Consider the following 14,113-nt stretch of genomic DNA (forward strand, 5'->3'; position numbering starts at 1 on the left):
TTCAGGGCGGATCGGGGCCAGCGCGGTCTCGATTACGACTGGCGCTCGCCGACCTGGAACGTGTTGTGCTTGATCCGCGACGGTCCCATCGCACCGGTCCGGGGCTTGTAGAGCCACGGATACTCCATGTGTTGGGCGACGGAGTGTCTGGTCGTGATCATCGGGACGTCCTCCCAGACGGCCTCAAGCATCGACACGACTGCTTGGTTACGTGCTTGCTGGCCCGATTCAGTCGGGTTGTTCTGGATTTTCTCCCACGCCGACGCCGCACTGTTCGCCGCATCGGTGTCCATCCAGTTCAGTCCGCTGACGTTGCCGCTGCTCGACGTGTCGGTCGATGGCGGGTAGAGGAGCTTCAGGAAGTTCGTCGGCTGCGGCCAGTCGGCGATCCACCCGAGCGTGTACCCTTCGGTGTTCCCGCTGTAGGCCTGCTCGACCAGCGTCGAGAACGTGGTCTGCTTGATGCTCATGTTGATGTGAGCCTGGCGAAGCTTGTCACGCAGCAGGTTCAGGGTGCGCTTGACGATCGCGTCCGGGTAGGAGGTCATGGTGAACTCGTAGGGGTTGTTCGGCCCGTGGCCGTTCTCCTCCATGATCTGGCGAGCCTCCTCGATCTGAGTCTGCTGGTACCCGTAGGGGTACTGCTGCGCGTGCTCCTCGTAGGCCGATCGACCACCGGGGTAGATCTTCGGCGGAACGAAGTGATACGCCGCCTTCGCTGGTTTCTTTAGGAGCTGATCGATGACCTCCTGGTTGTTGTTGACGTGCGCGACCGCTTGCCGGACGTACTTCGGAACCGAACGGCAGTTGAACCCGTAGTAGAAACACGACAGCTCCTCGGTGTGGTACACGTCCGCGTCGATACCGTTCGCGAGCTGGTAGGTCCCGTACTCGTAACCGGCGTCGTCCGTTCCCTCGGCAGAGAGCTTGTTCTGGCTGTACTGTGCGGTGGGGACTGCCGGGAAGTCGGAGTTCTGGTTCGTGACGGTGTAGGCGTACTGCGCGGGGGACTTCGAGATGATCTGCCAGTGAGTGCCGGCGGTCATCGGCCCTTCACCGTGGTAGTCGTCGCGTGCGGCGATCTCTGCTTCGGTGCCGCTGTTGTACGTTTCGAGGGTGTACGGCCCCGCCCCGATGGGGTTCGACGACGCGAACTCGCTGTACTCCATTTCGCCGCTGGATCCCTCGATGTCGCCGACGATCCCTTCCGGCACCGCGGAGAAAGCGGCATAGGCGAGGATCTGTAGCGCCGCCGGGTTCGCCTGGGTGAGCTCTATAGTGAGCGTCCGCTCATCCTCGGCGCTCACGGCCATCGATCCCGGCTGGTAGCTGTCCTCGCTGTCGGTCTCGTGTTTGACACCGAGGTCGCCGAGGATGAAGCCCGCCCGCTTGGAGTTCGACGAGGCGGCGAGGCGTTCGAACGAGTACACGAAGTCCGACGCGGTGAGGGTGTCGCCGTTGCTGAACGTGACACCCTCTTTGAGCGTGAAGGTGTAGGTCTTGTCGCCGTTCGAGGTCTCGTACTCCGAAGCAAGTAGGTTCTCGACGGTTGTCGTCGCGTCGGGGTAGTTCGTCAGCGCGTCGAAGACGTTCATGACCACGTACCCGGAAGTCTCGTCGGTGGCCGCAACCGGGTCGAAGGTGGTCATCGTCCCGCTGTAATCCTGGACGGTCCGATCGGTCTCCCCGGGCCCCCCTTCCATCGGGTCTTGGCTCGATTGGTTGCCGGACGCGTTGGCGTCCTCGCTCGCGTTGCCTCCCGCGCTCTCGTTGGTCTCGGCGGGGCTGCTTTCGTTGCCGCTGCCACCACCACTGCCGTTGCCACTTCCGCTTCCGCTTCCGTTGTCGCCACCACCGCCACCGCCCGAACATCCTGCGAGGGCGGCTGCGGCGGCCGCACCACCGGTTGCTTGGAGGAAACGACGGCGTGACAGGTCGGATTCGTCCATAGTCCATCGGGCAATTCGGGTGTGTTGTGATAAGCTTTGTCGTTACCGATGGATTAATATGGCAAATTCGGCCCACAGTCGTGGGTCAAGCACCGGAATCTCCATGAGAAATGTCTTCATTCACCGTGAGTGTGGTCGACACCGTATGCTTGTTCCAGCCGAGCAATGGGTTTTACCACGTGGATGCCTCAGCTACCGCTATGCCCGAGATCGGTCCCGACACCGACCACACCGAGGCGTTCGACGCCGACACCGCTGCGCTCAAGGACGCGTGGGCGGCGACGCGCGAGGACATGAAGGCCCTTGCCTCCGAATACGAGGACGAGGGATGGGATACGCTCACGATTTCGGCGGGTGACACCGCACCCGAACCACCCGAGGCCGGCGACGAGAACCGGTTCGGCCTGGCCCACGTGATCCCGGACAACCGGGCCGAGGCGTTCACCGAGGCCCACGCCGCCGGCGAGTTCCCGCGGTACGACGTGTTCCGGAACGAGGCTGCCGGTCGGGTGTTCCTCGTGACCGTTCTCCTCGATCCAGCCAGCGAGACCGCCATCCTGCTCGCCGGGTCGTTCGAGCGCCACCTCTCGACGGAGCTCGCACAAGCGGCGAGCGAGGCCGACGAGATGTACACTCACGTCCAGACGCTCGACGGCACGCAGTTGGGGTCGTTCCGTCACGACGATCCCGAGAAGTTCTTCCCGGGAGCCGACGCCGTTCCACGAGACGACTGAACACGAAAGTGTAACGACTTAGTAGGCGGGCGGCCCAGTGGGTTCATCATGAACGTCGCCGATGCGATGACGCCCCGCGACGCGCTCGTCACCGTCTCGTTGCCGGGCACGCGCGACGACGCGCTCGAATACCTCCAGGAACGCGAGTTTTCCTCGGTCCCCGTCGTGAAAGACGAGGACGGCGAGGAGACGTTCCGTGGGCTGGTCTCGCGCCAGACGCTGATCGAACGTCCCGACGAGGACCAGCTCGCGCTGCTCGCCGAGAACGGCCCCACCACGACCGCCGACACGGCGATCGAGGACGCCGCCCACCTGATGGTTACCGAGGGCGCGCGCCGAGTGCCCGTCGTCGACGGCCGGCTGGAGGGAATCGTCACCATCACCGACGTGATCCGCGCGATCGCCGAGGGCGAGGTGGCGGGCGACACCGAGGTCGGCGACCTCGCCTCTCGAACGGTGAACACGGTCTACGTCGACACGCCGCTCACGGTGGCCGAACGCGAAATCTCCTACGCCGACGTTCCCTACGCGGTGGTGCTCGGCGACGACACCGAGATGTGCGGCGTCCTGACCGAGGTCGACATCCTCGACGTCGCACGCATCGTCGAGGGCGAGGCCGACACCGGCGAATCGATCGCGAACCAGGACGACGAGTGGATGTGGGAGGGAATCAAAGCGGTCGGTAACCGGTATCTCCCGACCCGAAACGTCGAAATCCCCGCCGAACCCGTCCGGGAGTTCATGACGAGCGACGTCGTCACCGTCGGGAAGACTCAGCCCGCACGCGAGGTCGCCCAGGCGATGCTCACTCACGACATCGAGCAGATCCCGCTCGTGAGCGGCGGCGAACTCGTCGGCGTCGTCCGGGACGCGAACCTGCTGGAGAACCTGTATGACCGATCCTGACGCTCCGCGCGATGCGGCCGACGGCGCGAAGGACGACGCGGAGGCTGCCAGCGGGGCGTCAGGGGCCGCCGACGCCGGGACGGTGGTCGAGCTCGCGAAACGCCGCGGCTTCTTCTTCCCCGCGAACGAAGCCTACGGCGGCACCAGCGGCTTCTACACCTACGGTCCCGAAGGTGCGGCGCTGAAGCGCAACCTCGAAGCCGCGTGGCGCGACCGGTTCGTAACCCGTGAGGGCCACATGGAGATCGACTCGCCCACGGTGACCCCCGAAGCGGTGTTCGAGGCGTCGGGCCACCTTGACACGTTCGACGACATGATCGTGGAGTGTCCCGAGTGTGGGGCGACTCATCGTGCCGATCATCTCGTCGAGGACAACACCGATATCGAGGAGGCCGAATCCCTCGATACCGAGCGTGTCGCCGACCTCATCGCCGAACACGCGATCGCGTGTCCCTCGTGCGGCACGGCGCTCGCTGACGAGTCGGTCGACGCGTTCAACCTGATGTTCGAGACCAACATCGGGCCGGGCTCGTCGTCACCCGGCTACCTCCGACCCGAGACCGCCCAGGGAATGTTCGTGGAGTTCCCCCGGCTCGCCGAATACGCGCGCAACCAGCTCCCCTTCGGCGTCGCCCAGATCGGTCGGGGCTACCGCAACGAGATCAGCCCCCGGCGGTCGTTGATCCGTGTCCGGGAGTTCACGATGGCCGAACTCGAACACTTCGTCGATCCCGAATCCGACGAGCCCCCGATCGAGCGGGTCGAAGACGTCTCGGTACCGCTGTACTCGGCGGCCACTCAGGACGGGGAGGACGACGGCGACGTTACGTGGACGACGATCGGCGAGGCGCTCGCCGACGGAACGATCACGAGCGAGTGGGTGGCGTACTATCTCGGGATCGCGCGGAAGTGGTACGACCGGATGGGCGTCGACATGGACCGGTTCCGGTATCGCCAGCACCTTCCCGGCGAACTTTCTCACTACGCCAGCGACTGCTGGGACGCCGAGGCCGAGATCGACGGCAACTGGATCGAGATCACCGGATTCGCCGACCGTGGCGCGTACGACCTCTCGAAACACGATACCTACTCCGACGAGGACTACTCGGTGTTCAAAGCCTACGACGAGCCACGAACGACCGAACGGCCCTCGATCGATCCCGATATGAGCGTTCTCGGACCGGAGTTCGGGGGTGCGGCCGGCGACGTCGCCGACGAACTCGCGGCGCTCGCTGCGCGCGACCCGTCGGCGTTCGAGGGGAGCGAGGTCGCGGTCGAAGTCGACGGTGAGACCCACACCGTGCCAACCGAGGCGACCGGTTTTGCAGTTCGTGAGGAGACGGAAACCGGCGAGCACGTCACCCCGAACGTCATCGAACCGGCGTTCGGCATCGGACGCGTGCTCTACACCGTCCTCGATCACGCCTACCGCGAGGACGAGGTCGAGGGCGAATCGCGGAGCTACCTCGCGCTGCCCGACGAACTCGCACCCACGTTCGTCGGCGTGTTCCCGCTGATGGACAAGGATGGATTGGGCGAGCGCGCGCGGGCGGTTGCGGCCGATCTGCGTGAAGCGGGCCTTGCAGTGACCTACGACGACTCGGGCAACATCGGCCGGCGGTACCGCCGGCAGGACGAGGTCGGGACGCCCTACTGCGTCACGGTCGATTACGAGTCCTTGGAGGAGGGGACGGTGACGGTGCGTGAACGCGATTCCACAGCACAAAAGCGGGTCGCGATCGAGGAGCTGCCGTCCCGGCTCGCGGCGTTCCGGGCGGGCGAACCGTTCGACACCTGATGAGCGAGGTCGGGCGGCGCGCGGTTCACGTCAGCGGCACTCTCCTCCCGGCGGCGTATCTCGCCGATTTCGTGACGTATCGGCAGTTCCGGTGGCTGATTCTCGCGGGGGCTGTCGTCGCGCTCTGTCTCGAAGCCGTCCGACTGTTCATCGGCCTCGATTGGCGACTGTACGACACGCTCACCCGGGAGTACGAACAGGACAATCTCGCTGGCTACGCGCTCTACATGATCGGTGCGACCGCGGTCGCGTTCGTGTTCGAACCGCGGGTCGCGCTCCCCGCAATCCTGATGCTGACGATCGCGGACCCGATCAGCGGCCTGCTCGGCTCGGGCGAGCTTCGGACCGCGAAGCAGGCGTCGGTGCTCGCGATCACCTTCTCGATCTGTTTCGCCATCGCGATCCCGTTCGTTCCGGCTATCCCTGCCGTTTCGGGGGCGATCGCTGCGACGATCGCCGATGGAGTGAAACCCGTCGTTCGGGGGTACGTGATCGACGACAATCTCACGATCCCGATCGCCGCGGCGGTGGCGATCGCGGTCGGACTCCGCGTTCCTCTCCACACCGTTTTGCCCCTCGGTATCGGAGGTCTCATATGACTGTCTATGAGACCGACCTCCCCGGCGTCGGCAAGAAGTTCGAAGTCGAACTCGATGGCGAGCGCCGGCTGGTCGTCGTGATCCACAACACGGGCCGGCGTGAGGTGTTCGTCCGTCCCGAGCCTGACGCGGACGCCGAAAAGCTGTTCGACCTCTCCGACCGACTGGCTCGCCAGGTCGGTACTATTCTCGAAGGCGCGTATTTCCAGCCCATCCGGACCGATTCCATCGAGACCGTGCTCTCCGACGATGCGCTCATCGAGTGGGTGAACGTCGGCCCGGAATCGCCCTTCGTTGGCGGCACGCTCGCGGAGACGCGACTTCGCGAGGAAATCGGCGTCTCGGTCGTCGCGATCCAGCGCGGTGAGGAGACGATCACCAACCCCGGACCGGACACCGAGATCGGAACCGACGACACGCTCGTGGTGCTCGGCTCGCGGGACGCTTGTCGCCGGCTCCACGATCTCGCCGCCGGCGACCGCACCCTCGACGACGATCCGGACGACCCGGACGCGACGTAGATGGCGACGCTCCTGCTCGAACTCGGCGCGGCCTTCGCCGCGATCGCGCTCGCGGGCTCGCTCGCCCGAGCGCTCGGTCAGTCGGTCATCCCGTTTTACATCCTCGCCGGCCTCGTAGTCAACCCCTTCGTGCTTGGTACACTCGGCTTGCCCGCCATCGAGGACCGCGAGGTCATCACCGTCCTCGCGGAGCTCGGGATCGTCTTCCTCCTCTTTTTCCTCGGACTCGAGTTCTCGTTCGAGCAGTTGCTCGCGAGCGGCGACCGGATGACGAGGGTGGGACTGCTCGACATCGTGGTGAACTTCCCGGTCGGCGTCGGGCTCGGTCTCGCGCTCGGCTGGACGCCGATCGAGGCGGTCGTGCTCGGCGGGATCGTCTACATCTCCTCTAGTGCAGTGATCACGAAGTCGCTGATCGACCTGGGGTGGATCGCGAACGCCGAGAGCGAACCCGTGCTCGGGACGCTCGTGTTCGAGGATCTCGCCATCGCAGTCTACCTCGCGCTTCTGGCGGCACTGCTCGGTGGGACCGCCGACCTCGGTGCAGCGCTCGTGGACGTCGCGGTCGTGGCCGGCTTCTTCCTCGCCTTGGTGCTCGCGGTGGCCGTCGGCGGCGGGTGGTTCGAGCGCATGCTCGCCATCCGCTCGAACGAGCTGTTCGTTCTTCGGGCGGTGGCGCTGGCGGTACTCATCGCGGGTGCGGCGCTCGCGATCGGGGCGAGCGAGGCGGTTGCGGCCTTTTTCGTTGGGATGGGGTTCAGTTCGACCGACCACGTCCACCGGCTCGAAACGCTGCTCGTCCCGCTCCGGGACGTGTTCGCGGCCGTCTTCTTCTTCTGGATCGGGCTCCGGACCGATCCGCGCCTCGTCGTGGGAGTTGCCGTTCCGCTCGCGTTGGCAGTCGTTCTCACTGCCCCGGCGAAGTTCGTCTCGGGGTACTATGGGGGACGGCTGTATGATCTCGACGACCGTCGGTCGGTCCGGGTCGCGTGCAGCCTCGTTACCCGCGGGGAGTTCTCGCTTATCATCGCGGCGCTCGCGGCGACCCAGGGCACCGGACCGGTGCTGACTGAGACGGTACCGGCATTTGCCGTGGGTTACGTCCTCGTCATGAGTGTGCTTGGCACGACCCTGATGGATTCCGCAGGGACCGTCGAACGGCTGCTTGAACCTGTTCTTCCCGGCTGATGGCGCTCGATCCGTCGCTCCGCTGGAGATGTCTCCGAGAGGAGTTCTACTGTGTTGGAGATCGAGACGGTCGATGACCCGTCTCGCGTCGTTAGCTGGTCTGATCGACGATGATGTAGGTGCGTTGGTAGTCCTGGGCGACGCCCTGTCCGTTGAAGTCGAAGGTGAGTGCTTGCTGTGATCCACTGCTCACCGACGCGTCCTTCGAGATCGACGAGGCCACGTTGCCGGACGAATCGAGGACTTGGACAGTGATGTTCGCTTCGTGAGCGTTGTTGGTGTCGGTGTTTTCCGCAGTCAGTCGAACGACCATTCGGTCTTCACTGTAGACGGACGTGTCCTGGCTCTTGATGTTGAGATCCGATGACGCCGTTTCTGCGCCGAAGAGCGATATCTTCTCCGTGTTCAGCTCAGTGAAGCTCAGTGCTGCGGCGACGCCCGTACCGCCGATCACCAGACCGACGATGAGTGCGACAACGAGAGCGTTTCTGCCGGTGGTTCGGTTGATGGGTGTGTCCATCGTACACGACGTTTCATTCGCTCCAGTAAATATCAGTACCGATATTATATATTACGAGCTAATATTCGCAATATAGTTTTTGGGACTTCGAAGTGGCGTACTTTAGTATTTCTGTCCAGTTCCCGACTATCACCAGCAGTCGGACCGTCCGGGTTGGTGTGTCGATCAGTTTCAGCCCGGTACGCGAACGCTTAACCCCAGCGACACACAACCGCGCTCCAATGGCGACGACCGGCGAGGAGTACGTCGAGCGCCCGCTCGTGGCTTCGGACGTCCTCGAACGCCGGCAGTATCAGGTCGAACTCGCGCGCGAGGCCGCGCGCGGGCACACGTTGGTCTGTCTTCCGACCGGGCTGGGAAAGACCACCGTGAGCCTGCTCGTGACGGCGACCCGACTCCACGAGGTAGGTGGGACTGCACTCTTGCTCGCGCCGACCAAACCCCTCGTGACCCAACACACCGAGTTCTACCGCGAGGCCCTCACGATCCCGGACGAGGAGATCGTCGTGTTCACCGGCGAGGTCCGGCCCGACGACAGGGAGGATCTCTTCGAGCGCGCACGCGTGGTGATCGCCACTCCCCAGGTGATCGAAAACGACCTCATCGGCGGCCGAATCGATCTCGCCGACGTCTCGCATCTGACGTTCGACGAGTGTCACCGCGCGTCGGGCGAGTACGCCTACAACTACATCGCCGAGCGCTATCACGCCGACAGCGAGGCCCCCCTGGTCACCGGCATGAGCGCGTCCCCGGGCGGCGATGAGGAGGCGATCCGGTCGGTCTGTGAGAACCTCGGACTCTCGACCGTGGCGGTGATGACCGAGGACGACGCCGACGTCGCGGCGTACACCCATCGCACGGACGTCGAGTGGGAGCGCGTGACCCTTCCCGACGAGATTCTCGCGATCCGGGACGCGCTGGTGGCGGTGATTGAGGATCGGCTCGAGGGGCTGAAAGAACTCGGTGTGACCCGTTCGACCAGTGCGGACATCTCCCAGCGCGATCTGAATCGGATTCGCGGGGAACTCCAGCAGTTGATCGACAACGATCAGTCAGAGGGCTACGAGGGGATGAGCATTCACGCCGAGGTGATGAAGCTCCGGCGGGCGGTCACGCTCGCCGAGACCCAGAGCGTCGAGTCCCTCCGACGATACTTCGAGCGCCAGCGCAACGCCGCACGCTCCTCGGGGGCGTCGAAGGCCGCCCAGCGGTTCGTCTCCGAGGCCAAAGTCAGAGACGCCATGGACCGCGTCGAGCGCTTCGACGATCTCCACCCGAAGTTCCGCCGAGCGCGCATTCTGCTCGCCCAAACGTTAGGAATCGAGGACGGCGAGCGCGTCATCGTGTTCACCGAGTCGCGCGACACCGCCGAGACTCTGACCGACTTTCTCGGCGAGCACTTCAGCACGCGGAAGTTCGTGGGGCAGGGTGACAAGGAGGGCTCGGATGGGATGACCCAGAAGGAGCAACAGGAAACCTTGGACGAATTTCGGAATGGGGAGTTCGAGGTCCTCGTCTCGACCTCCGTGGCGGAGGAGGGTCTCGACGTCCCCGAGGTCGATCTCGTCCTGTTCTACGAGCCAGTCCCGACTGCGATCCGATCGATCCAGCGCAAGGGCCGGACCGGTCGCCAGACGGAGGGCCGGGTGATGGTGTTGCTCGCCGAGGACACCCGCGACGAGGCGTACTTCTGGAAGTCCCGTCACGAGGAATCTCGGATGGAAGAAGAGCTCGAAACGCTGAAAAGTGCCGCCAGAGCCATCGAGTCCGATCTCGCCCAGTCGGACCTCGGTTCGTTCGAGAGTAGTGACGTGGCGGTGACCGGCGAATCCGCCACGACCGACGACGGCGCAGCCGCGAACGCGACCGCGGGCGACGGCGGGCAGTCGGGCCTGACGGCGTTCGCAACACCGGACGAGGTCGCCGCTGAGGACGGGGCTGCCGGAGCGACCGACGTGGGTGACGCGGACGAGGAGGACGAAGCGGGCGTCGTGGCGACAGCCACCGCTGACGCCGAGGACGAGACCGAGATCGTGATCGACCAGCGCGAACTCGACTCGTCGATCGCGCGCGACCTCTCGACGCGCGAGGGGACCGAGACCCGTCTGGAGACGCTCGCGGTCGGCGACTACGTGCTCTCGGATCGGGTGGTCGTCGAGCGTAAATCCGTGAGCGACTTCCTCGACACGCTGACCGGCGGGGACCGGTCGGTGTTCGAGCAGGTCGGCGACGCGTCGCGTCACTACGCCAGGCCCGTCGTCGTGATCGAGGGCGAGGACCTCTACGGCGAGCGGAACGTCCACCCGAACGCGATCCGGGGTGCGCTCGCTTCCTTGGCCGTGGACTTCGGCGCGAGCGTGCTCCGGACGACAGACGAAGCCGACACCGCTGACCTCCTCGCCGTGATCGCCGGCCGCGAACAGGAGGTTGACGATCGCGAGGTCAGCGTTCACGGCGAGAAGGGGACGAAGACGCTGGCCGAACAGCAGGAGTACGTCGTGAGCGCGATCGCGGACATCGGGCCGGTGACCGCACGCGCACTGCTCGACGCGTTCGGGACGGTTGAGGGCGTGATGATCGCGAACGAGGACGACCTCCGTGAGGTGTCGGGGATCGGTGAAGTCACGGCCGAGCGGATCCGCGAGGTCGTCGGCAGCGACTACGAGACGTAGTTAACGTCGTGCGTTCCGCACGGCTTCGAGCGCTTCAGCGGCCTCGTGGGCGGCGGCGAGGTGGTCGCGTGCTCGTCCGAGGTCGTCGATGTTCTCGGCGGCGCTCGCGAGTCGATGGAGGGTGCGCGAGAGCGACGCCTCGGTCGCCGCGAGATCGCCCGTTCCTTCGTTGGAGCCCCGATCAGGGCTCGCATTCGTCACGTCGCCACGCGACTGCGACGGTGGCGCACGCCGATCGTCGACCGGTGTCGACTTCGGCCGTCCTGTCCCCGCAGTCGTCTCCCGGGGTCGTGATTCCGCGGCACGATCGGCTTCGGCGGACCGCTCGTCGTGAGGATCGTCGACGGGGATCTGTCGGCTGTCGTCCGCTGTTTCGGCCCCTGCTGCCCCGCCAGCGGCCGGCGCGTCGTTCGCCGCGGTCCTCGTCTCGCTGTCTTCGCCGGTGGCCTGCTGGCACGTCGAGCAGAACGTCTGTCCGTCGTAGCGGAACAGCGGGTTCCCGCAGGTGTCGCAGTGGCTGTTGGTCATCGTCGCACCCTGGAGGAGGAGCTCGCTCATCTGCTCGGTCGTCTCGCGTTTCTCCTCGTCCTCGGCGAACCGCTCACGGAGTTTCTCGCGTTCGGCTTCCTTGTCGAAGTCGCTCATACCCGTCGAAAGGCACCGCGATTCAAAAAGGACTGTGGGTCGGTCTCGTAGGGATTACCCGGCGGTAGGAGTACGGTAGCGGTGCAGTCGTGGACCGTTCGAGCGAGTAAACTCGCGAGCGCGTGACCGCAGCAAACGGTGGTTAGCAGACGGGTTTCGGATTCACGCCCATCGATTCGAGCCGCTCCGTATACTCGTCGTAGGCGGTCTGGATCGCGTCGCCGGCGGCTTCCTCGGCACGCGCCCACTCCTCGTCGGTCTCGCAGACGTCGCCGAGGAGGTCTTTGCCGCGCTCGAGCTGGGCGTCGACGTCGTCGCCGAGATCGCGGAAGAGCTGTGCGCCGCTCGTGTCGGCCTGGCCGACGAAGAAGCCGACGAGCTGTTCTTTCGACTTCGCGGTCGCGATGGTCCGGCCGACGAACGCGCCTGCGCGACCGGCGGTGTCGTCGATCGAGCGGAGGTACTCGTGGATGGCCGGCGTCTCGTCCGGTTCGTGGTCACCGTCGAGACGCTGTGTGACCTGGCCGTAGTGATCGCCCTCTTCGCTGGCGGTGGTGGCGAAGACCTCTTGGGCGGCGTCGTCACCCTCGCTTTCGGCCCACTCCTCGAACGTCTCGCGGGCGTGAAACTCGCTGTCGGCGGCCGCGCGGAGCACCGGTGCGGACTCCATCTCCCCTTCGGTGTCGGCGTACAGCGACTTCGAGGAGCCGAGCCGCGAGAGCGCGGTTCGGTTGTCCTCGCGAACGCTATCGACGAACTGACTCGAATCCATGTGCGCTCACAGACACGCAGGCGGTTTGTAACCATCGCCCTCTTTCGAACACGAACGAAGTCGATCGCTCGAAGCGAGCGCCATCGATCACTGAAAAACGGTGGGTGGTTGCTGTGGCGTGGACTGCCTGACGGTTCGCCACTTCGATTTGAGGCCTCGCCCTGCTCCGCGGGTCGTTCCTCCCCGCTCCGCTACGAGGCCTCGTTTACTCCGTTCACTCGGCCTCGCCTGTCTCGATCGGGGCGTTGACCAGATTCCCCCACTCGGTCCACGAGCCGTCGTAGTTCNGCCAGCCCGCTCAGAGATGTGTATAAGAGACAGGGCCTCGCCCTGCTCCGCGGGTCGTTCCTCCCCGCTCCGCTACGAGGCCTCGTTTACTCCGTTCACTCGGCCTCGCCTGTCTCGATCGGGGCGTTGACCAGATTCCCCCACTCGGTCCACGAGCCGTCGTAGTTCACGACGTTCTCGTAGCCCAGCAGTTCGTGGAGCGCGAACCACGCGATCGAGGAGCGCTCGCCGATCCGGCAGTACGCGACGACCTCCTGATCGTCGGTCACGCCGTCGGACTCGTAGAGCTCGCGGAGTTCGTCGGCGGTCTTGAACGTGCCGTCGTCGTTGACCGTCGCGGCCCACGAGATGTTCGACGCGCCGGGGATGTGGCCGCCACGTTGGGCGGTCTCCTGGAGTCCGGGCGGCGCGAGGATCTCGCCCTTGAACTCCTCGGGCGAGCGAACGTCGACGAGGGGAACGCCGCGCTCCATCGCGTTCTCGACATCGGTGCGGTACGCCCGAATCCCCTCGTATGGGCCGCTCGCGGCGTAGTCTTGACTCGAAAACTCCGGTACGTCGGTCGTAGTCGGGTAGTCGTTCGCCAGCCAGTAGTCCCGGCCGCCGTTCATCAGCTTCACGTCGTCGTGGCCGTAGTACTTGAACTGCCAGTAGGTGTACGCCGCGAACCAGTTCGAGTTGTCGCCGTAGAGAACTACTGTACTATCCTCCGTGAGACCGTGCTCGCCCATCACGTCCGCGAAGTCCTCCTTCGAGAGGACGTCGCGTCGGGTCTGGTCCTGAAGTTGGGTTTCCCAGTTCAGCCCGATCGCACCCGGTGCGTGGGCCTCCTCGTACGCCTCCGTGTCGACGTCGACCTCGATCAATCGGTATGCGGGGTCGTCGTCCTGAAACTCCTCGATGTGCTCCTCGACCCAGTCGGCCGAAACGAGCACGTCATTTGCGTAGTCACTCATGACCACTCGTCGCTTCGATCCGGGGGCATATATTACCGATACTCTCGGCAGATCACGTCACCATCACCCACGTACCAGAAAATTTTGCTGGTTCAGACTGGGGACGAGTGCGGTAAGCCAGGCCGACCGAGCTGCGATGACGACCGGTGGAAGCGAGTTGCCGAGTGACGTGCCACGAACCAGAGATTTTTGCTGGCATCTCTGAGTGTCGATCTGCGGATGAGCTACTTCGCCATGCTCCGCGGCTCGCATTCGTTCGCCGCTCCGCCACGTGGCGGAGTTCGCTGCGCTTACTCCGCCTCGCCAGTCTCCACAGTTTGGGGTATCCTAAAACGGTTGGTATGGTGTTCAGCCAACAGCAGGGAACTCCGCTACTGCCGGGACTGAATAGCAGTGATACTTGGCTGCTTCTCAGAGGCCGCTTTTCAGGTCGTTTCTGAGATGTGTGAAGCGTTTTATGACACCTTCGACAGCAATTTAAATGATAGCTGTTGAATCCGAATCATGGCGTCAGATCAAACTAAGACGTTAATCGGGGTAGGATGGGTTGTAATTGGGTTGGTGC

12 protein-coding genes are annotated in these 14,113 nt (G+C 64.7%); 7 read left to right on the forward strand and 5 right to left on the reverse strand.

The genetic code is table 11. The features are described 5' to 3' along the window. Positions 1-32: 32 nt before the first annotated feature. Complete coding sequence (locus C449_RS16220; protein ID WP_006079132.1) at positions 33-1,949, reverse strand: ABC transporter substrate-binding protein; 1,917 nt, start codon at positions 1,947-1,949, stop codon at positions 33-35. Positions 1,950-2,149: 200 nt separating this feature from the next. On the opposite strand from C449_RS16220, the gene C449_RS16225 reads away from it, so the two are divergent. The 6 genes from C449_RS16225 to C449_RS16250 are packed head-to-tail and all read left to right on the forward strand — an operon-like array spanning position 2,150 to position 7,695. Next, positions 2,150-2,683, forward strand: coding sequence for a DUF7529 family protein (locus C449_RS16225; protein WP_006079133.1), 534 nt, complete (start codon positions 2,150-2,152; stop codon positions 2,681-2,683). 48 nt (positions 2,684-2,731) lie between these two features. Next, the gene (locus C449_RS16230; RefSeq protein WP_006079134.1) at positions 2,732-3,589 is read left to right on the forward strand and encodes a CBS domain-containing protein; all 858 of its coding nucleotides are present in this window, start codon (positions 2,732-2,734) and stop codon (positions 3,587-3,589) included. Then, positions 3,576-5,387 (forward strand): glycine--tRNA ligase, encoded by a 1,812-nt coding sequence (glyS, locus tag C449_RS16235; protein ID WP_006079135.1) that lies wholly within the window; start codon positions 3,576-3,578, stop codon positions 5,385-5,387. The genes C449_RS16230 and glyS overlap by 14 nt, the downstream gene beginning before the upstream one ends. Then, positions 5,387-5,986: a hypothetical protein gene (locus C449_RS16240; protein WP_006079136.1), complete on the forward strand. Its 600-nt coding sequence runs from the start codon at positions 5,387-5,389 to the stop codon at positions 5,984-5,986. The genes glyS and C449_RS16240 overlap by 1 nt, the downstream gene beginning before the upstream one ends. Then, the gene (locus C449_RS16245) at positions 5,983-6,507 is read left to right on the forward strand and encodes a cation:proton antiporter regulatory subunit (RefSeq protein WP_006079137.1); all 525 of its coding nucleotides are present in this window, start codon (positions 5,983-5,985) and stop codon (positions 6,505-6,507) included. Before C449_RS16240 ends, C449_RS16245 begins: the two co-directional genes overlap by 4 nt. Further along, a complete protein-coding gene (locus tag C449_RS16250; RefSeq protein WP_006079138.1) occupies positions 6,508-7,695 on the forward strand; it encodes a cation:proton antiporter in 1,188 nt (395 codons plus the stop codon). Between the two features lie 91 nt (positions 7,696-7,786). On the opposite strand, the gene C449_RS16255 is transcribed toward C449_RS16250, so the two are convergent. Continuing rightward, a complete protein-coding gene (locus C449_RS16255; RefSeq protein WP_006079139.1) occupies positions 7,787-8,215 on the reverse strand; it encodes a hypothetical protein in 429 nt (142 codons plus the stop codon). A 221-nt stretch (positions 8,216-8,436) separates the two neighbouring features. Here C449_RS16255 and C449_RS16260 point away from each other — a divergent pair, with 221 nt between their 5' ends. Further along, positions 8,437-10,887 (forward strand): DEAD/DEAH box helicase, encoded by a 2,451-nt coding sequence (locus C449_RS16260; RefSeq protein WP_006079140.1) that lies wholly within the window; start codon positions 8,437-8,439, stop codon positions 10,885-10,887. Here the strand turns inward: C449_RS16260 and C449_RS16265 are convergent, their stop codons facing one another. From C449_RS16265 to C449_RS16275, 3 genes are all read right to left on the reverse strand, one after another. Next, on the reverse strand, positions 10,888-11,532 hold the full coding sequence (locus tag C449_RS16265) for an Sjogren's syndrome/scleroderma autoantigen 1 family protein (protein ID WP_006079141.1): 645 nt from the start codon (positions 11,530-11,532) through the stop codon (positions 10,888-10,890). A 142-nt stretch (positions 11,533-11,674) separates the two neighbouring features. Then, entirely contained in the window at positions 11,675-12,304 is a 630-nt protein-coding gene (locus C449_RS16270) for a hypothetical protein (RefSeq protein WP_006079142.1), read from the reverse strand. A gap of 383 nt (positions 12,305-12,687) precedes the next feature. Then, positions 12,688-13,548: a sulfurtransferase gene (locus C449_RS16275; RefSeq protein ID WP_006079143.1), complete on the reverse strand. Its 861-nt coding sequence runs from the start codon at positions 13,546-13,548 to the stop codon at positions 12,688-12,690. Positions 13,549-14,113: the final 565 nt, after the last annotated feature.

This window comes from Halococcus saccharolyticus DSM 5350 (genome assembly GCF_000336915.1).
Lineage (GTDB): Archaea > Halobacteriota > Halobacteria > Halobacteriales > Halococcaceae > Halococcus > Halococcus saccharolyticus.